The organism is Bacteroidales bacterium, assembly GCA_031275285.1.
In the GTDB taxonomy this organism is placed as follows: domain Bacteria; phylum Bacteroidota; class Bacteroidia; order Bacteroidales; family UBA4181; genus JAIRLS01.
Window position 1 is genome coordinate 25,609 of sequence record JAISOY010000108.1, and the last position, 19,376, is coordinate 44,984.

Genomic DNA, 19,376 nt, shown 5'->3' on the forward strand with positions numbered 1-19,376 from the left:
TAATTTATTTTTTCTGATAAACCCGTACATAATCGATTTCATACTTCAGGGGGAATGTTTCATCGTCCGGAATGCCTCCGTTTATTCCACCTATGGCCAGATTTAATAATATATAATGAGGCTGCCTGAAAGGATTTTTGTGTTCACCCAAAGATCCGTTGAACGTATCCTTTAACAAGGTCTCATTCAGTAAGCGATCATCGAGATAGATCCTGATAGCGTTTTTATCCCAATCCATCCGCCATATATGAAATTTTTCCGTCCAGTAAGGATCTTTATCAGTGAATTCAGTGAAAGGGAACATACAGGTATTCCATGCAGCATGATATCTTTTTTCGGTTCCCCATGCCGTATTGGCCAGGATATGTGGTACACCTTTTACCTGATAATATTCCATGATATCTATCTCTCCGTTTGAAGGCCATTCCATAGAGTTTCCCAATGTCCATATAGCCGGCCATGCTCCACTGGCTACAGGGATCCTGGCCCTTATTTCAAACCGGCCATACAGGAATTCTTTTTTACCGGTCGTTCTGATACAGGATGAGCTATATTGGGCATAAGGCCTTTTTTTACGCCAATCGTTATTACCAGGCGAATAATCAGGATTTTTTATCTGGTCTTTTTTTCCGCATATGGTAAGCAGTCCGTCTGCACAATTGGCATTATCCGGTTGATACCATTGAAATTCTTCATTTCTGACAAAACCGTTTTCATGACTCCATACACCGGGATCAGGTTGTCCGTTATTATCAAATTCATCATTCCAGACTAATTTCCATCCGCGTACATCCTTTGGAACTTCTGCGACCGGCCGGACATCTTCGAAAATGTCCAAATCCCATTCATCTGCCCATTTCAATACAGGTAGTCCATCGTTAAACAGGACCGGTAACCAGATATACCCGCCTTCAATAGGTTTTTTTGGTGTCCAGCGATCTGCCATAAAAATGAAGGCGTCCTTTTTGCCGGATACAGGTAAAATATACGTGCTCTGGGAATGGAAAGTCAGTTCGGCCCCATCACCTTTACACGGATTCGGATATTCTTTCCATGGGCCCATAATATTTGTGGCGACATGAAGTCTGGCAGCATTTGGATCCCATCCGGTACATCCGGACGTGATCATGAAATATTTTCCGTCTTTTTTAAAGATAGCAGGAGCCTCATTATGGCCGGCAGGAGCCATACGCACATATTTTCCCGTATGGGTCAGATAATCATCGGAAAGTTCTGCTATATGTAAAGTGAAGTTTTCTTCGGATGAATAAATATGGTAGGCTTTCTTATCATCGTCCACGAAGAGGGTCATATCCCGTGACATCTGTCCTCCCTGAAAATCACGGCGAACAAATAATCCGTCTTTAACGGCTTGCATCCACTCCGGGGTCCACTCTTTTTCGAAACTTTCCGGACGAATTTCTGAGTTTCGTTGTTCTTCAGTCATATTTTCCGGCCATTTTCCGGCGTTGGGCCTGAAAGAACGGATATAGTTGTATGGGCCTGTGATCTTGTCTGATATGGCAATTCCAACCCGTGCCGCACGATATCCTCTTCCTTTTAGTTCCAGATGAAAAAACAGGATAAATTTTTGTGTTTTCTCATTGTATATCACTTTGGGACGTTCCATCACACAACCTGCGATAATATCACTTGTCGAATCATTCTGTTCGACAGGCAAAGCGACGCCTTCATTTTTCCAGTTATACAGGTCTTTGGAGGAATAACAGGTGATTCCGACCCATGCCGAATTGGATCGTTCTCCTTTATGTTCACCGAACCAATAATATTTTCCCTTGTGGTATATTATACCTCCGCCATGGGCATTGATATGTGCACCATTATTGTCAGGCCATGGCTGGCCGGGCAGAAATGAATTCCTTTGTCCCCGGACATAGGGTAAAAGCGTAAAAATGACGAGACAAAAGACAAGCAATTTTTTCATACTAATTTTTATTACCAGATTATTTGGTTTTGTTGAATGAATCCAGGTTCCATTCATCTTTCCATTTGATGACCGGTTTCCCGTTTTCAAATTGTATGGGTAACCAGACATATCTTCCGTCAATAGGATTTTTGGGAAGCCATCGGTCCCCCATGTAAATAAAGGCGTTTTTCCCGGCAACCGGTAGAACATATGTACTTTGCGAGTGAAATGAAAGGTTGGCATCTTCACCGGTGAAGGGATTTCCTAATTCTTCCCATGGCCCCCAGATAGAAGAAGCTACAGCTGAACGGCCGGCATTGGGTGCCCAGCCTGTGCATCCGGACATGATCAGGTAATATTTTCCGTCTTTTTTAAATATAGCCGGTGCTTCCATAAAACGTCCGGGAAAGAAACGTGCATATTTACCTGAGCAATCGGTATAATCGTCATTTAACTGTGAAATATGCAATGTGCTGTTCTCTTCCGAAGAATAAATATGGTAGGCGGTTCCGTCGTCATCCACGAAAAGATTCATATCCCTGGCCATTTGCCCTCCGGGCATATCCCTGCCAAGCAGGTTCAAAGTGTCCGGGTGGGAGGGAAGGTCACCTCCACTGAAACGTTGTCCTTTTGATGGTATTTTATCTGATTTGTGTACCTCCAGTACATTGACCGGCCAGTACCCGGCATTTGGCCGGATCGCCTTTACAAAGGTATATGGTCCTGCCGGCTGATCGCTTACCGCAATCCCGCTTAAAGCACCGGTATAACCTGCTCCTTTGGGTTCCAGATGAAACCACATCACATACTGGTTGTTTTTCTTGTTATAAATTACCTTCGGACGTTCGAGGATACACCCTTTTGCAATACTATGAGCGGGGTCATCCGTTATTACCCATAATGCCACTCCTTCATCTTTCCAGTTATACAGATCTTTAGATGAATAGCAATGTACACCAATCTGGGCTGTATTTCCCAGATCCCCGTCTGTCTTATGTTCACCGAACCAATAGTATGTGTCTCCCATCACCAGTATCCCTCCTCCATGTGCGTTGATATGTACTCCTTTGTCATCAGGCCATATCTGTCCGGGATAAAATGCATTTCTTTGTGCTGAAACCCGGATAGTGCACAAAACAGCAATAATGCTACAAAAAATAATCGATTTCATATTTATATTATATAGTTACAAAGATATCTTTTAGAAATTTGTTCTCATTATTATTTGGTGTTCCTTCATGCAAATTCTTTTTCCTGCAATCAATACGGCTTTATACCCTAGAAGAAAATCACTCGCGACCAATTTCGAGGTATATTTGTCTGAAAAGCGCTCATATGTTTCATTTACGGTATGATATTGTTCTATATTCTTCATGACAACTGGTGCAGGTTAAGCGATGTATATCATTTTGGCTATTTTGACTCAGATATGTTGTATTTGCCTTTTTTACATCTATTTTACAATTATCCGAGATATTGGTATGACATTTATCACATGATTTTTTAGTATTGTTAGAGTGTGGTTCATGGCATGCCATACAACTGATTCCTTCATGAACACCTATTGGCGTCCGGTCATCTTCAGATCCCGTACGGTGTATATAGTCAGGAGAATGACACTGCATGCACAGCAATGCATTGGGATCTCCGGATACTTTAACTTTGCGGTTCCCATCTACCATATCCACTTTGGTCAAGTGGTCGCTACGCAGATGCATTTTGTCTGCCCGTATATAAAGGGCTGTTTTAGGATTGCTCACCATCGTTATTCGTGAAGAATCGACCATAGAGACATACCTTTTTGATACGGGATTTTCAGTATGGATCTGATGGCATGCCAGGCATGGAATTGCCGGACGTTCTTCTTGTTTTTTATCCCGAATACCCCATTCAGAAGAATTTCCCTCGAGGGTCATTAAATCGTGAATATTGCCTTCATAAAACATCCCATGGCAACGAAGACAATCCCAATATGGTTTTTCCATAACATTATGGGTACTATCCAAAAATATTTCCCGGTAATTGACCGCATGTCCACCGGATAACCATCCTGCATATTCCGATTGATGGCAGGAAGCACAACGATCAGAGATTTCCAGTATCTGGTTTTCCGTTAATAAAATATCTTCATTGTGTTTATTGCTTTTCACATGACTGATCAGCATTCCTATTTTTTCACTTAAAGAATGGTATCCGTTGGAAAGCGCTGTCCCATGACACTCAACGCATGATACATCTGCATGTGCAGATGTCATCCAGTCGGCATGAGATGGAGCTACTTCGTGGCACTGTGCACAGGTATGTTTCGGGTCAAGTACGTTCCATGTGGTATATGAGGCAATAACCACCAGCATCAATATTCCGCCAACAATCAATATTATATGCCTGCGTTTCATCTTAAGATGATTTTATGCTGTTGAAGTTTTTTACTATGTATTCCCCGGTACGGTATGCAATTGCCATGATGGTCAACACAGGGTTAAAGCCACCATTAGTCACTAAAACACTGCCATCTGCAACAAACAAATTTTCAATCTCATGTATTTGTCCGAAGGGGTTTACTACAGATGTTTTTGGATCATTCCCCATCCTACACGTCCCTGCCTGATGTTGTCCTCCACTGGGGCTATAGGATACTTTACCGGGGATACCCCTGGGCCATACCTGTACAGCACCAGCTTCCTTTAGTATTTCTACGGCTTTGGAAGATAGAAAAATGCAATTGTCCCGGTCCAAAGGATGGCGTCCTCCGGACATTGCGGCTACAGGAATTCCCCAATAATCCTTAACGGTAGGGTCGACGGTTATACGTGAGTCAAAATTGGGAATCTCCTGTACCGGGCCATGTAAACGGGCTGAACGATAGTAATATTTTCGTTGATAGTCTTTATGTTCTTTTCCCCAACGTGCACTTCCGGAAGGTCTGTTACCTGTAAAAGCATAAGGTAACTGGAAGAATTCCGTACACAACATTCCTCCTCCCACTAATCCGGGGTTATGATGGTTAAAATCACATATGGCCATAGTGGCTCCTGGGCCGGTAAGGTCCAGTATGTCGAAGTCAAACAACCCTGTTGCACCCGTATATACATGTCCTTGTAGATTTCTTCCTACCCAGTCATTATTATTCCCGGCTCCGTTAGGATGAAGTTTTGATTTGGAGTTCAGCAATAGCCTTGCTGTTTCAGTGGCAGCACCGGCGACAACGACCATGTCAGCGGTTTGTGTTTTGCCATTACCTTTTGAATCAAAATATTCCACACCCCTGGCACGACCTTTTTCATCAATGATAATATTTGCTACCATGCAACCGGTTTTTACTTCACAATTCCCTGTTTTCATCGCAACAGGAATGACCGTATTCTGTGTGCCGTTTTTCGCATCAACAGGACAGGCAAATCCGACACAGGTACGGTTACGGATACATCGGGGACGGCCATTATATGGAATGGAATTTCTCAGCATGGGGATGGGAAAGGGGTGTAATCCCATTTTTTTACATGTTTCGGATAAATGCCTGGCCTCCCTGTTATATTCGAATGCAGGCATCGGGTAAGGTCTATTACGCGGACCGGCAAAAGGATTCGTTTCATCTCCGGAAACGCCTATCTCCCATTCTGCTTTTTCGTAGTAAGGTTCCAGATCATCATATGTAACAGGCCAATCTTCCAAAGAAGAACCTTCAACATGTCCGTAGATGCTTTTTAGTTTAAAATCTTCCGGCATAAAACGCCAGGCCATTCCGCCATAGCTTACAGTTCCGGATCCTACGCATGCTGCATTGTGGTTATACCCTCCATTTGCGGGAGTGATTGTTGTCCTTTTCCCATCCGGACTTATTAAAACTCTCGGATTTCTTTTCCAATCAGGTCCAAATGCATTTCCTAACTCCTGAATACGTTGGGAGATCAGTTCATCATTGGCATTTTTATCATATACGGGCCACTCCCCGCGTTCAAAAAGTATTACAGACAGGCCATTAACAGCCAGTTCCTTTGCTATAACGCCACCTCCGGCTCCTGCCCCAACAATGATAACATTGACATGCTTATTTGCCATCTTTGTATCTGTTTTGTCCGATTAATAAAGGATAATCCAGTTTCATCATCCGGTAACTGACATAATCTTTATTCCCGCCATGTCGTGGAGACCCGTAAAAACCTTGCATAGTACGACGTAATACCAGGTTGAAAAAAGAAGCCTGATTAGCTTTCTGCCAGTATTCTCCGGGCAATTTATTCCTTTCCATATCTTTCATGATTGAAACCTGTTCTACAGACGATAACTGTTCGAACAAACAATTGTGTTTTTCTTTACAAAAAGCCTGTAAGGCCACTATTCCATTCTTGAAGATTGCTTCATCATCCGGAAATCTCAGGGTGGTTTGTTTATCTATAAAATTAATTACCCCTGCATCCGTCGCTCCCGGATCTTCGTCGGCAGGAATTATCTGTTCACACAATGCAATCAGACACGAAGCTTCTTCTTTAGTAAATATCCTGTAACCGGATTTCTGATTCCCGTTACATGATGAATACAATAATAAAGATCCGTATATGAATCCCAAATGCTTCAGAAAATTTCGTCTATTGTATTGCATGATTCTACAGGTAAGTGTCAAACAAAAGAACGGTTATGTAAAAATAAGATCTTTCCTGCTTTTATACATCCATCATTACGTTAAGAAACAGATCATAAAAAGTTATCATTCAAAGCGTACGATGTCAAATATCATAACAATAACCGGATGAATATTTAGTATTGTTTGATATTCCTCAGTATAAGCTCTTTCCTCTTATAATCGATAATGGCTTTATGCCGTAACAGGAAATCGCTTCCGATCAACCCCGAAACACGTTTATCAGAAAAGCGCTTATATGTTTCATTTACATGACTGAGATCGATCAATACGACTTTCCAGTTTTTACGTTTCAGATCACCCAGTTTAAATTTTTCAATATTTCCGATACTGCTGATGAGTTCTCCGGCATTGATCCCTGTCGACTGTATTTCCTGTTTGATCCCTTTTTTTTCTGTGATTTCAGGAATGATCGAAGCGTCAAATACAGTTTGTGAGGCTCCGGTATCTATCAATAAGTCACATTTTTTCTTATTGATGGTTCCACTTACGAATAAATGGAAACTATTATCTTCACCTAATGTAACAATTTCAATAGGGATGGTCGTTTTCATTTTTTTAATTGGTTTTATATTGAAGCGAAAGCTAAAGCAGCTACACTGACTTTTGATTCCGGAGAGCACAGGATCGTATGGATACAGGCTTCAAGCGTAGCGCCTGTTGTAATCACGTCATCAATTAGCAGTACGTGTTTCCCTGCCAGTGATTCGGGATCAGATAAGCCAAATCCTGACGCCACGTTCTCCCATCTTTCATAACGCTTTTTACGGGTTTGCGTATTCGTTGCGGAATGACGGATCAGTGTCTTTGCATCCATCGGCTTGTTCATCGAAGCACCGACTCCCCTGGCAATCCATTCACTTTGGTTGTATCCCCGTTTGCTCATTTTTTTCGGATGTAGGGGGACCGGAACTACCACATCGATGTTATTGAAGCAGGATCGTTCAAGCTTTTCCCCCATTCTCTTTCCAAGGACTTCTCCTATTTGCTTTTGCCCCTGGTACTTCATTTGATGCATCAGTCTTTGTATCCGGTTCCCTTTTTTAAAAAAGTATTGGGCCGTGGCATTTTCCACTTCTGCCCTTCCCCAGAATATCTGTGCTACCTGATTGTCTTTTTCTTTATAAAAACCGGTTTCCGGAAGCTCATACAAGCAATGGCTACAGATGTGCATTTCTCCGTGCATCAATCCGTTAGAGCAACAAGCGCAGATATTCGGATAAAATAGTCCGACAAATCCTCTGGTAAGTTCGGATACTACTGATGGCATTCGTATTATATTATTTGCTCCGTTTTAACAAAACGGCTGCTACTTTTTCCAATTCTTCCTTGCGGGATCCATCCGGTAATGTCAAATCTTTCAGGTGCTTCATGGTCTCCTGATAATAGATCTCCATTTTTTGTTGTGCCATTCCGTTCACATCCAATTGGTCGTAGACCTGCTTTACCTGCCTGATCTTTTCCTCATCCTGTATATCTTTTCTGTTCAGTAGGGCTAATAAATGTTCCCGGGTTTTATTGTCGGCTTTTTCCAATGCCGATAATAGCAGGAATGTTTTCTTTCCGCTCAGGATATCTCCTCCTGTTGCTTTTCCGAATATCTTAGGGTCGGAATATACATCCAGCCAGTCGTCCTGTATCTGGAACGTCAATCCCAGTGATATGCCAAACTTGTATAATGCTTCCGAACTATGTTGGTCGCCGCCACCGCAAAGGGCTCCGATTTTTAGACTTGCTGCCAGAAGAACGGCGGTTTTTAACCGGATCATTTTCAGGTATTCATCAATGGAGACATCCGTGCGTTGTTCGAAATCCATGTCGTATTGCTGTCCTTCGCATACTTCCAGAGCTGTGTTGGAAAAAATATCCAATACCGAAGATAGTATTTCCGGCTTTGCCTGGCTAATATATTGATAAGCCAGTACCAGCATAGCATCGCCGGAGAGGATCGCCGTGCTTTCAGACCAGCGTTTATGAACGGTAGGGCGGTTTCTACGGACATCGGCATGATCCATTACATCATCATGCAGTAATGTGAAATTATGGAAAACTTCAATAGCTACTGCAGGCATCAAAGCCTGTTCTATATTATCGGAAAACAGGTTACAGGCCATTAAAGTTAATGAGGGGCGGATGCGTTTACCTCCCGATTCAAGCGTATATGCAACAGGCTCGTAAAGATTGACAGGTTTTTTTTCGTGGATAGCCAGTTCTTTTAGTTGTTTTTCCACGAACGAGGAACATTGCTCAAGATTATATATCATCAGGTTATATTTAATAAATCATTGCACACATAGGTTGATGCACAAAGATAGCATAAATGAATCAACATGCCATTCCGGTAAATATTTTGCTACGTCTTTTTTCGTTATTTTTGGGGCGGTGTTAAAATACCATACTTATTTTTTGATGAAACGTCTTGTCGTAATTATTGGCCCAACAGCTATCGGTAAAACACGGGTAGCTATCGAAGTGGCAAAGGCTTTATGTACTGAGATCATCTCTTGTGACTCCAGGCAGATGTATCGTGAGATGCAGATAGGTACAGCGGTTCCTGATGCTGAAGAATTATTGGCGGTGCCCCATCACTTTATCGGTAATTTATCCATCCATGATTACTACAATGTAAGTATGTTTGAACAGGAGTCGTTGACGCTTCTTGAAAAATTGTTCGAAAAATATCCTGTTGTGGTGATGACTGGTGGTTCCGGACTTTATGTTGATGCCCTGACCAATGGTATCGATGATTTTCCTACTGTAGATAAAGAGATCAGGGAGGCAGTGACAGGCTGGTTTGAAGAAGAGGGTATCGAATACCTCCGGAGACAACTGAAAATGCTTGATCCGGAACATTATGCGAAAGTAGACCTGCGTAATCATAAACGGATCATGAAGGCCATCGAAGTCAGCTTGCAGACAGGTAAGCCCTATTCTTCCTTTCTTACGGCAAAACAACGGAAACGCCCGTTTGAAATTTTAAAAATAGGGTTGAACCGTCCGCGGGAAGAGTTATTTGCCAATATTAACCGCCGTACAGAGATAATGATGGATACGGGTTTATTGGACGAAATACATCGTTTATATCCGTTCCGTCATTTGAATGCACTGAATACGGTGGGGTATAAAGAATTATTTGCTTATCTGGATGAGACGCATGATCTGGATACGGCTATAGAATTGATAAAGCGTAATACACGGCGTTACGCCAAACGCCAGTTAACCTGGTTTGCCCGTGATCCTGAAATACAATGGATGCATCCTGATGAAACAGAAGGCATTATTGATTTATCGAAAAGAGGGTGATCGTTGTAACTTTTTAAATGGACACAAAATCGAATAAAATTAAATAAATTTTTTGTTGGTTTCGAAAAAGTGTTTACTTTTGCACCGCTGAAACAACAAAGGGAGCATAGCTCAGCTGGTTCAGAGCACCTGCCTTACAAGCAGGGGGTCACAGGTTCGAATCCTGTTGCTCCCACACTAAAAACCAAAGCCTTACATTTTATCTGTAAGGCTTTTTTGTTTTTATGTGCCCGCAATTTGCCCACAGTTTTTTGATCACTTTATAATTTTGTGTGTGGAATAAAAATAGATCTTTGTTTTCCCATATGCAATAACAGTCTATCTTTTTTAAAATCATAGGTTTTGGGAAATTTATATCTTTGCAACTTTTACAGACCCAAATAAAAATACAATATGATAAGAAAATGTACTGATTCAGATATTAAAATGATATACGAGATTATAAACGATGCTTCAATAGCTTACAAAGATCATATTCCAGCAGACCGTTGGAAGGAACCATATATGCCGATGGATGAATTGAAACACGAAATTAACGAAGGAGTTGTATTTTTCTGTTTTGAAGAGGAGAATGAAATACTCGGAGTGATGGGTGTTCAGGATGTATTGGATGTCAAACTTATACGTCATGCCTATGTGCGGACAAATAGGCGGAAAGGAGGAATAGGTACCCGGTTACTCCATTATTTAACAGACAACCAGGAAAAAACCATATTGATTGGCACATGGAAAGATGCAAAATGGGCTATAGACTTCTACCTCAAAAACGGATTCCGGGAGGTAACAGAGGAAGAAAAAAATATTTTATTGAAAAAATACTGGAATATACCGGACAGACAAGTGGAAACATCTGTTGTCCTTACAAATAAGAAAACAGCTTGATGGAAGAACATGAAAATAAGAAATACTAAGCCCACATTATTCGAAAAAGCGGATTGTAATATATGGACCATAACCATGATGCAGAACGTTGAAAAGCTCTAGTAGTCTTCTATAATTTAAAACACAGCAGTTTCCATATCTGATTCGTAACTTAGGTAAATTTATCTGTTCATCAAACAAATATAGTGTCGAACACGGTGTAAAAGACAGCCCGCTCATGGAAATATGATGCTAGGAACAAGAAAATAAATAATTAAATAAAAGCCTGAAAAAAGATATCTGACAATATTAGAAAACATACAACTGTCAGATCAAGTCTTGTCTATTACAATTGATAGTTTTGATTGTGTTTGTATGTTTGCTTGAGCGGATGTGAGAATATGAAACGGGTGCCATCTTTATACACCAGATCGATCCATATGTTCCTCCCCATTTTACGATAATCAGTTTATATATAGACAACCTAATACAAATATACAACAAACTATTTCGTTTTCTTAAGTACTTGTTTTGTAATGTTTTTACGGGAAGTTGATGTCCTTTTTGGGGCGTTTTTTCCTTTGATTAAAGTTGTTTTTTCCGGCTTTCCGGACAGTCTTTTCCCCTTATGAAACGATGCTTTATTTTCTGACTTACTGCTTGTATCTTTTTTATATTCGTTATATGTTCTGCTTTTACCGACTCTGGGTCCTGAATTAGTTTTTTTAAATACTCGTATTTCCTCATCTTTCCGGGAGGTAGAAGATCTTTTGGGCTTTTCGGCTCTGCCTGAACTTATAGAATCATCTTTCGTTCTCGTTGAATATTTCCTTTCTTTTCCGAACGATTTTGTATCGTCTGAGTTCCGGTATGCACCTCTTTTATATTCGCTGTAAGTCCGGCTTTTACCATTTTTTGACGTTAATGGCTTTTTTTTGAGGACCGTCTTTTTTTCGGGTGCTTCGGAGGCTGATTTCCGGGATTTTATGGTTCTGTTTACAGTGATTGGATGTTCTTCTGTATTTTCAGAGCGATTACTTTCCGGACGGAATAATTTTTTTTCTGGGTGTCTCTCAATCGATGATTTGTTTTCCAATTCTGATTTTTGATGGTCTGGTTTGTTGGGTAGCATTTTTTTAGGTATTCTCGTCCTTTTCTTGCCTGGAACTTCTTCAATGCTTTCCTGCGGATCAAATGCTTTAAGGAATAATGCTGTTTCCTCATGGTTTAAATGCCGGTATTTTCCTTGCTCTAAACCAGTTAGTTCGATATGCATGATACGTATACATTCCAGTTTTACGACATTATATTCCAAATATTCACATGTATGACGAAGTTTCTGATCCTGTCCCTGACTTAATATAACTGATATGCTACATGCTCCAGTTTTTATCATATTTTTTAAGATAATTCCTGACTGTATTTCCTGGATAAAGGTCTTACTGATAGGTTTATTTACAGTTATATGATATTCCTTTTCGTAGTTATTCCCTGCCGCTGCTATTTTATCGGCAATACCGGAATCGTTGGTCAGCAAAACCAATCCCTGAGAATCGTTGCCGGATTGATCGATGGGAAACAATGGTCCGTCAATGCCGGTATCATCCATCATGTCAGGTACGGCTTCCTGGTCAGTATTTACAATACCTGGAGGTTTATTGTAAGCGATTATTATACTGCTGGTCTTTTTTGCCTTTATGTCATCAATGGGTTTATCTGCCTCTCCGATATGGTTACTTTTCACTTGATTTCTATTTCTTTAATGATCGGCAAAAATACGTTCTTTAATTGATAAATTTTTCTTTTCCGGATATCGCTGATGAATTATGTGCTAAGCTATTGATTTAATTTGCATTAAGATTTAAAATCATATATAATGCTATTTTTAAAGCTCTAATAAATTGCTGAAAGAAGAAGCATGAAAGACATGAATAAAAGAAGATATCACATCATTGATAGTTTTAATGGTGTTTGTGTGTTTGCTTGAGTGGATGTGAGAATACGAAACGAGTACCATCTTTATACGCCGGATCAATCCATATGTCTCCCCCCCATTTTACGGCAATCAGTTTACAGATAGCCAAACCTAATCCTGTACCTTGCGCATATTCATTCAATTTTTCGAACCGTTCAAATACGCTTTTGTGCTTTTCAACAGGTATGCCGCATCCAGTGTCTGTAACCGAAAAAAGAACATTTTCATTATTTTGATCTACCTCAAATGCCAGGGTTATAGTGCCGTCTTTTGTGAACTTTAAGGCATTAGATAACAAATTGATTAATATTTGTTGCAATCGTTGATTGTCTGTATAAAGATCGAATTTTGGATAAATTGGATCAAAGATGATCTCATTGTTGTTTTTATCCACATATTTTACTGTTTCCAGGACTTTTTTAGAAAGTTCAACGATGTCACATGTTTCGTAGGACAGTTCAATATTTTCTGTTTCTAATCTGGAAATATATAAAATATCATCAATTAACCTCAGTAACAGTTTGGAACTGTTTTGAATGATTTCACAATACGATTTTCGATTTTGTGGAGTATGCTCCTTCATGACCAGGATGTTGGCAAAGCCCACAATAGCATTAAGCGGCGTGCGGATCTCATGGCTCATATTGGCTAAAAAGGCTGATTTGAGACGGTCGGATTCTTCTGCTGCCTCTTTGAGTTTTTTCACCCGGAAGAAGTAGAAAAATACAATCAGGTAGCCCAGCAACAACAGACCGAACACAGCCGCAATGGTAATCAGCGGATATTTATAGGACTCCATGGCAAAGGAGCGGTTAAGCATTTGGTGGGGCAATGGCAAGGAGCTCTTGCGAATACCCGATTGCTTCATCTTTATCCGGTCAAAGACAAATTGATTGGGAATATCCTGTATATTTTTGTCAGTTACCACAGCGACTGATTGGTCGACATATTCAAACGCCCGTAACGACAGGTCCTTGCCAATCGTCTGACTCATGGGGATATAGCCTCCGATCACTCCTCCTTGCTCCATACCCGCCGGAGTGAGAGCAAAGCTGGGTATAGCGGGATTAGTCCCGGTTATCTGGCTAAGTACGCCGGATACGGAATAGTTGTCATTCATGTCAATACGCCACGAACCCAACAACAAAGCCGTATTAGGGGGCAAGTGCTTAATTTGCTCGATAATTTCAGGGAGAGAAGCTTTGCGCCCATCCAGCAGAATCAGTTTCAATTCAGGAAAGTTATGCATCTGCTTTTTGACCAACGCCTGGATCGACACTCCGGCGAAAGAGTTGTCCGAAAGAAAAGCGATATGTTCCACCATCGGATAGAGGTGTTTGATGAGCTCCACGTTTTTGTTTATATCATAAAAACAAAGAGCACCGGAAACAGCATCTCCCCATCCCGGAGAATCCGAAACATCGACGCTCTCGGGTTCCCATTCACGCAGATCCGTGCCTACCTCCGGAAGTTTGACTGTATTTTGGTTCATCAATCCGCACAGCACTGGTATGGTATGGTCTATAATCTCTTGATCCTGCGATATAAAGGCGCTCCAGGCCGCAAGCCCCAGGATAATGATCAATGCCGGCCGTTTTTCACCCTGATAGGTGAGCAGGAGTTCCCTCATCTGTCCCACCCATCGGTGAATCCCCGACAGACTTTCAAAGTTCATGTTCTGGATGAGTATGGGGTGTTTACCCCCCAATGATTTATAGTTCCTGATGAACTCTGATATATTGTCGTCTATGTTGGGGAGACCGGGATTAGAGGAGCTAATGATCAAAATGGGCCTTGAAGAGGTTTGTGCATAGAGACTGCCTGACGTCAAAGCCATCGCAAGCAGGAACAACAACACGATCCCCCACTGGGGACACCTGAAACCGAAATAAAAAGCTTTAACTTTCATCTAAAATCTGAAACCTGTTAGGTGACATTTTCGGCTTATGCGGCAGATTCTGTTTTAGAATCATTTTCCAAAAAAATCTTAAAATAGAGAGAAAAGAATATAGATCGATCCTGATACAACTGTATAGCCCGATTCGATCATGACTGACTGGAGAAAATGCTTCCAGCCGCCATATTTAAAGGTGTTGGTACACATCTGCCATCCGGCGATAGTGAACACCGTAAAAAAGGCAAAACCGACCGATAAATAAGCTATGGTAAAACAGACCAAACCATACATAGAACCTGTAATGAGCTGGATAATAAACGAACGAATCCACCCGTAGGGCGTATTCTGATCGGGCATATCAACTTTAAAGACCACTCTCCAGGTATTGAAAAAAAGCAGTGAATACCAGATGGCACCTACAGCAAAAGCGGCGACCACCGAGAAAGCAAACCACACCCAATTAATTTGAGCAATAATCATGGACAGATCAGAGGTATTTATCATTATATTCTTTTGTTGTTATTTCTTGAGCACTTCGCACTCTTTGGGTTTTAATTTTAATCGTTCAACATCAGCTGTTGTATGATACCGTGCCTTTTGTTCCGGTTTAATAGAGATCATTACAGCATATATTAAAGCAGTATTAACCATATTGGTTAATACTTTACTTAACCTGCTATTTAAAGCATCAAATGAAAGTCCGCCACGATTTATCAAATCAATCAATGTCGACTTTGCCCTGTTAAAAGGATTTTGGATATTTGTCCTGGCTTCCTTCAAATATTTAGGCATGGGTTGATCGGATAATTTTTCCCATTCCTGTTTTGTCAGAATTTTTCCGGTAGTATAGTATTTCCTTACTCTGTTTTGAGTGAATCGAATTTTAACATGGTATTTATTATTTGCTAATTGCGTTCTAATACCAAAAGAATCAGCAATTAAAATATCACCTATTGAATAATGAAACATATTTCATATCTTAAAAACGTAAATACAAAAGTATGAAATAATATATTATTTATTAATGAAATTAAAAGAAAAGAAATATGTGTTTTTGGTTTGAGCATAAACACTTATGTGTAGAAGGAATTTTGAGAAAACAGATAGGATATAAGGCTATTATGTGTATATGTAAATGCCATTTGCCGCAGCTTTTCGGGCTGTTTTTAATACATTTTTCAATGCTATATAGCCCTATTCAGTAATTATATGATTGAATCATTTTACTGGCTACATTTATTTTATTTGTAAGGAATTTGTCAAACTAGCTCGAATTTAATTGGATTTCAGTGATTTCTGAGCTTTTCCCGTTTTGCGGATTTGGGTTGGGTTTTGTTTTGAGGATAAGAAAGAGATGAAAATAGCTTAAATTTGTGGAGCTCAATCAGGATAAATTACACTATTTGTCACATATATTTTGATAAGCAAAATTTTTTATAAACCTGTATCAGTATTAAATATCTTCCAATGAAAAGTAAACCTGACAATAAGAATGATGAATTGAATGATCGATATGAAAAGTTCTGGCGCTGGTTTCAGGAAAATGAAAAGGAGTTCTTTTTCACAGTGAAACAGTCTTCAAATATAGAAGAGCGTTTTTTCGATCAGTTGTCGCCGAAACTGGGTGAGATCAAAGACGGATTTTTCTTTCTGGCAGGGATGCTTGGCGATGATATTGCCGAATTGGTATTCACCGCCGATGGCAATATTGCGGATATGGTATATATCGAAGAATTGGTAAATACGGCGCCAGATATTGCAGGCTGGAAGTTTACAGCACATAAACCCCCGATAGATATTGAAAAATTCAATATACGTATGGGAAATTACGAGTTCAGCAAAAACAATTTGTTTTTCTATTCGAACGATCACGATGAATATCCTGATGAAATAGATATCTCAGTTATCTATACCGATTTCAACGAAGCCGATCAATCGTCTATTGTCAATGGGGTTTATATATTTTTGGATAACTACCTGGGTGAATTAAAGTCAGTTACCGTTATCGATAATTTACTTGTTGTCGGGCCGGATGAGGCACAAAAGGAACTTATTCCGATCGGCAAATTGAACGATTTCCTGACCTGGCGGGAAAAGGAATTTGTCGAAAAGTATGACGGAGAACGGCATAATACAGAAAATGATAGTTATTCGAGCCTTGAAGCCACATTGGAAAACGGTAAGCCATTGATAGCGATAGTAAATTCTACCTTGCTTGCATGGGATCATAAAGCATCGCACCCATGGATATTACGGATCGAGATGAAATACGACGGAGAAGAAAATAATGGAATGCCCGATAAGCCTACATATCAGCTTCTTGATAAGATCGAAGATGAAATTATGAGTGAAATGCATGATGTAGATGGATATCTGAATGTCGGTCGGGAAACGGCAGATAGTGTCAGGGAAGTTTATTTTGCGTGCAAAGATTTCAGGAAACCGTCAAAGGTAATGTATCAACTGGTTGAAAAATATACGGATGAAATTGATATTTCCTTTGAAATATATAAAGATAAGTATTGGCAAACATTTCAACGGTTTATGGTCGACTAAAAGATGAATTTTCTCAATGCAAACCATTATCATCAATAAATTATCAGATATTCAGAGAGAATATGGTATAGATATTCTCTTTGCATGTGAGTCGGGTAGTCGCGGCTGGCAGTTTCCTTCGCCCGACAGTGACTACGACGTTCGGTTCATCTATTCCCGTCCGATTGAAGCCTATCTTTCGGTTGCTGAACGTGATGACCAGATCGGTTTTCCGATTAATGACGAACTGGATGTTTATGGCTGGGATATACGTAAAGTCCTGCAATTGTTGAGAAAGTCGAACACCACACCATTCGAGTGGCTGCAATCGCCCATCGTGTACATGCGGCAGCAGGGATTCAGGGATGAACTATGGGAACTATGCCAACAATATTTCGACCGTCGCTCCAATATCCATCACTATCTTGGCATTGCCCGCGGAGCATTGGAAACGGTGGTAAATAACGACGAAATAAAAATCAAGAAACTGTTTTACGTGCTTCGTCCGTTGCTGGCAGCTAAATGGTGTCTGGAAAAGAACGCCATCGCACCGATGTCCATCAAGCCTTTGATGACCCTGATGCCCGACGGTTTACAACAACTCATGCTCGAACTGATCGATCGGAAATCGACAGCGCCTGAAGGATACATCATCAAAATAAAACCCGAATTACAGCAGTATATTGATCATGAGTTTGATATTTGTACACAGGCATCTTCAGAAATGCCCAAAATGAGTTTTGATGTAGAGCCGCTGGATATCTTTTTCAGGAAAATTATCAAACCGTAATGACGATCGGCGAAATAAAAGATAAAGGATTACTGTTGTTCGAATGCATCAGTGGAAGCCGTGCATATGGTTTGGATACCCCGAAATCGGATACCGACCTGAAAGGTGTATTCTATCTGCCTAAAGACCAATTCTACGGGTTGAATTATATCCCACAGGTAAGTAATGAAACCAATGATGAAGTGTATTACGAACTGGGGCGATTCGTAAAGTTGCTATCCAAAAACAATCCGAATATATTGGAGATATTGGCAACTCCGGATGATTGTATCCTGTACAGACATCCCGTCATGGATCAGCTCCATATAGGTATGTTCTTATCCAAGCTTTGTAAAGATACGTTTGCAGGATATGCTATTACACAGATACGTAAGGCCCGCGGACTGAAAAAGAAGATCGTGAATCCTGTAGATAAAGAACGGAAATCTATACTCGATTTCTGCTATGTCGTAAAGGGTTATTCATCTGTTCCTGTACGGGAATGGTTATCGGCAAAAAGGCTTCGCCAGGAACAATGCGGTTTGGCTGCCGTCCCTCACGTTAAAGGTTTGTATGCTTTATTTTATGACCATGCGGATATGTTTGCTTACAAAGGAATAATAAGCGGCGACACTGCTAACGATGTATCGGTAAGTTCCATTCCGAAAGGAGAAAAGGAATTGATCAACCTGTATTTTAATAACGACGGTTATTCGGCATATTGCCGCGAATACCGTGAATATTGGGAATGGGTGGACAAACGCAATGAAGACCGTTATCGCAGTACCATGCAGCACGGCAAGGATTACGATGCAAAAAACATGATGCATACCATCCGCCTGTTACAAGTAGCGGAGGAAATCCTCACAACAGGACAACTTCGTGTTAAACGCCCGAACAGGGAAGAACTTTTATCCATCAAATCGGGAAAAGCCGGATATGATGATCTGTTACAACAAGCCAACGGGTTAATCGAACGGATAGAAGCGGCTTATGTATCGAGTCCGTTACCCGATGTTCCTGATGAAAACCTGATAGGGCAGGTATTGGTACAAATGCGGACGGAATTGTATGGATAATAATGTCCTGATTTTCATAATGGATATTTTTATAATTTAGATTACAGGAATTTTTGCCGAAATATACCGTTTGGACGATTAGAGGCCGGTAAAGATGACGGTAATTGGCTTAATTTCAAAATATCTCGTCATTCTAAAATGAGTGTTCCTATATTATTTATATAATAAATGTAATAAAGAGTTTGCGAAAATTGAGAGCTAAATACACTCTAATGTAAGTATGTGTGTAACGCTGATTGAAAGTATAAGTGCATAAAATAATGATATTTACCTCTTCATTTTGAGCATGACTGTGATACCATATATGTTTTTCAGAATAATTATGTTACTGTAAATACGTGTGAATAAAAATAAAATTTGATTTTTTTCAAAAATATCCCTTACATTTGCC

General features: G+C 40.3%; 17 protein-coding genes and 1 tRNA gene. 6 read left to right on the plus strand and 12 right to left on the minus strand.

Annotation, left to right across the window (positions count from 1 at the left end; genetic code table 11):
• Nucleotides 1–4: 4 nt before the first annotated feature.
• The 8 genes from LBQ60_11565 to LBQ60_11600 form a co-directional block, all read right to left on the minus strand.
• On the minus strand, nt 5–1,945 hold the full coding sequence (locus LBQ60_11565) for a family 16 glycosylhydrolase (GenBank protein MDR2038550.1): 1,941 nt from the start codon (nt 1,943–1,945) through the stop codon (nt 5–7).
• Nucleotides 1,946–1,964: 19 nt separating this feature from the next.
• Nucleotides 1,965–3,098, minus strand: a complete 1,134-nt coding sequence (locus LBQ60_11570) for a glycoside hydrolase family 43 protein (GenBank protein ID MDR2038551.1) — start codon at nt 3,096–3,098, stop codon at nt 1,965–1,967.
• 169 nt (nt 3,099–3,267) lie between these two features.
• Entirely contained in the window at nt 3,268–4,323 is a 1,056-nt protein-coding gene (locus LBQ60_11575) for a hypothetical protein (protein ID MDR2038552.1), read from the minus strand.
• 1 nt (nt 4,324) lies between these two features.
• Nucleotides 4,325–5,986, minus strand: coding sequence for a GMC family oxidoreductase (locus LBQ60_11580; protein ID MDR2038553.1), 1,662 nt, complete (start codon nt 5,984–5,986; stop codon nt 4,325–4,327).
• A complete protein-coding gene (locus LBQ60_11585; protein MDR2038554.1) occupies nt 5,976–6,527 on the minus strand; it encodes a gluconate 2-dehydrogenase subunit 3 family protein in 552 nt (183 codons plus the stop codon). The genes LBQ60_11580 and LBQ60_11585 overlap by 11 nt, the downstream gene beginning before the upstream one ends.
• Nucleotides 6,528–6,682: 155 nt before the next feature.
• Nucleotides 6,683–7,120, minus strand: a complete 438-nt coding sequence (locus tag LBQ60_11590) for a retroviral-like aspartic protease family protein (GenBank protein MDR2038555.1) — start codon at nt 7,118–7,120, stop codon at nt 6,683–6,685.
• Nucleotides 7,121–7,134: 14 nt separating this feature from the next.
• Complete coding sequence (locus LBQ60_11595) at nt 7,135–7,836, minus strand: ComF family protein (GenBank protein MDR2038556.1); 702 nt, start codon at nt 7,834–7,836, stop codon at nt 7,135–7,137.
• 10 nt (nt 7,837–7,846) lie between these two features.
• Nucleotides 7,847–8,830, minus strand: a complete 984-nt coding sequence (locus LBQ60_11600) for a polyprenyl synthetase family protein (GenBank protein ID MDR2038557.1) — start codon at nt 8,828–8,830, stop codon at nt 7,847–7,849.
• Nucleotides 8,831–8,975: 145 nt separating this feature from the next.
• Between LBQ60_11600 and miaA the strand changes: the two genes are divergently transcribed.
• The 3 genes from miaA (at nt 8,976) to LBQ60_11615 (ending at nt 10,751) form a co-directional block, all read left to right on the plus strand.
• Entirely contained in the window at nt 8,976–9,869 is an 894-nt protein-coding gene (gene miaA, locus LBQ60_11605; protein MDR2038558.1) for a tRNA (adenosine(37)-N6)-dimethylallyltransferase MiaA, read from the plus strand.
• Between the two features lie 100 nt (nt 9,870–9,969).
• Nucleotides 9,970–10,044: transfer RNA gene (locus tag LBQ60_11610), tRNA-Val, on the plus strand.
• A 251-nt stretch (nt 10,045–10,295) separates the two neighbouring features.
• Entirely contained in the window at nt 10,296–10,751 is a 456-nt protein-coding gene (locus LBQ60_11615) for a GNAT family N-acetyltransferase (protein ID MDR2038559.1), read from the plus strand.
• Between the two features lie 484 nt (nt 10,752–11,235).
• Here the strand turns inward: LBQ60_11615 and LBQ60_11620 are convergent, their stop codons facing one another.
• The 4 genes from LBQ60_11620 to LBQ60_11635 all read right to left on the minus strand — a co-directional run bounded on the left by LBQ60_11620 (nt 11,236) and on the right by LBQ60_11635 (nt 15,571).
• Nucleotides 11,236–12,474: a hypothetical protein gene (locus LBQ60_11620; protein ID MDR2038560.1), complete on the minus strand. Its 1,239-nt coding sequence runs from the start codon at nt 12,472–12,474 to the stop codon at nt 11,236–11,238.
• Nucleotides 12,475–12,691: 217 nt separating this feature from the next.
• The gene (locus LBQ60_11625) at nt 12,692–14,614 is read right to left on the minus strand and encodes a sensor histidine kinase (GenBank protein MDR2038561.1); all 1,923 of its coding nucleotides are present in this window, start codon (nt 14,612–14,614) and stop codon (nt 12,692–12,694) included.
• Nucleotides 14,615–14,692: 78 nt separating this feature from the next.
• Nucleotides 14,693–15,106, minus strand: coding sequence for a hypothetical protein (locus LBQ60_11630; protein MDR2038562.1), 414 nt, complete (start codon nt 15,104–15,106; stop codon nt 14,693–14,695).
• A gap of 15 nt (nt 15,107–15,121) precedes the next feature.
• On the minus strand, nt 15,122–15,571 hold the full coding sequence (locus LBQ60_11635; protein ID MDR2038563.1) for a hypothetical protein: 450 nt from the start codon (nt 15,569–15,571) through the stop codon (nt 15,122–15,124).
• 498 nt (nt 15,572–16,069) lie between these two features.
• Between LBQ60_11635 and LBQ60_11640 the strand changes: the two genes are divergently transcribed.
• From LBQ60_11640 to LBQ60_11650, 3 genes are read left to right on the plus strand one after another with little or no spacing between them, the layout of a single operon-like run.
• Nucleotides 16,070–17,158: a DUF695 domain-containing protein gene (locus LBQ60_11640; protein MDR2038564.1), complete on the plus strand. Its 1,089-nt coding sequence runs from the start codon at nt 16,070–16,072 to the stop codon at nt 17,156–17,158.
• A 16-nt stretch (nt 17,159–17,174) separates the two neighbouring features.
• Nucleotides 17,175–17,927, plus strand: a complete 753-nt coding sequence (locus tag LBQ60_11645) for a nucleotidyltransferase domain-containing protein (GenBank protein MDR2038565.1) — start codon at nt 17,175–17,177, stop codon at nt 17,925–17,927.
• Nucleotides 17,927–18,985 carry a nucleotidyltransferase domain-containing protein gene (locus LBQ60_11650; protein MDR2038566.1) on the plus strand — a complete coding sequence of 353 codons (1,059 nt, stop codon included), beginning with the start codon at nt 17,927–17,929 and terminating at the stop codon, nt 18,983–18,985. Before LBQ60_11645 ends, LBQ60_11650 begins: the two co-directional genes overlap by 1 nt.
• Nucleotides 18,986–19,376 lie beyond the last annotated feature (391 nt).

Bases quoted from the DNA above. Each gene is read 5' to 3' on its own strand.
- LBQ60_11650 (MDR2038566.1), top strand. From the start codon at position 17,927: ATGACGATCGGCGAAATAAAAGATAAAGGATTACTGTTGTTCGAATGC.
- LBQ60_11635 (MDR2038563.1), bottom strand. From the start codon at position 15,571: ATGTTTCATTATTCAATAGGTGATATTTTAATTGCTGATTCTTTTGGT.
- LBQ60_11595 (MDR2038556.1), bottom strand. From the start codon at position 7,836: ATGCCATCAGTAGTATCCGAACTTACCAGAGGATTTGTCGGACTATTT.
- LBQ60_11575 (MDR2038552.1), bottom strand. From the start codon at position 4,323: ATGAAACGCAGGCATATAATATTGATTGTTGGCGGAATATTGATGCTG.
- LBQ60_11625 (MDR2038561.1), bottom strand. From the start codon at position 14,614: ATGAAAGTTAAAGCTTTTTATTTCGGTTTCAGGTGTCCCCAGTGGGGG.
- LBQ60_11585 (MDR2038554.1), bottom strand. From the start codon at position 6,527: ATGCAATACAATAGACGAAATTTTCTGAAGCATTTGGGATTCATATAC.
- miaA (MDR2038558.1), top strand. From the start codon at position 8,976: ATGAAACGTCTTGTCGTAATTATTGGCCCAACAGCTATCGGTAAAACA.
- LBQ60_11580 (MDR2038553.1), bottom strand. From the start codon at position 5,986: ATGGCAAATAAGCATGTCAATGTTATCATTGTTGGGGCAGGAGCCGGA.
- LBQ60_11600 (MDR2038557.1), bottom strand. From the start codon at position 8,830: ATGATATATAATCTTGAGCAATGTTCCTCGTTCGTGGAAAAACAACTA.
- LBQ60_11570 (MDR2038551.1), bottom strand. From the start codon at position 3,098: ATGAAATCGATTATTTTTTGTAGCATTATTGCTGTTTTGTGCACTATC.
- LBQ60_11590 (MDR2038555.1), bottom strand. From the start codon at position 7,120: ATGAAAACGACCATCCCTATTGAAATTGTTACATTAGGTGAAGATAAT.
- LBQ60_11615 (MDR2038559.1), top strand. From the start codon at position 10,296: ATGATATACGAGATTATAAACGATGCTTCAATAGCTTACAAAGATCAT.
- LBQ60_11630 (MDR2038562.1), bottom strand. From the start codon at position 15,106: ATGATAAATACCTCTGATCTGTCCATGATTATTGCTCAAATTAATTGG.
- LBQ60_11640 (MDR2038564.1), top strand. From the start codon at position 16,070: ATGAAAAGTAAACCTGACAATAAGAATGATGAATTGAATGATCGATAT.
- LBQ60_11565 (MDR2038550.1), bottom strand. From the start codon at position 1,945: ATGAAAAAATTGCTTGTCTTTTGTCTCGTCATTTTTACGCTTTTACCC.
- LBQ60_11645 (MDR2038565.1), top strand. From the start codon at position 17,175: ATGCAAACCATTATCATCAATAAATTATCAGATATTCAGAGAGAATAT.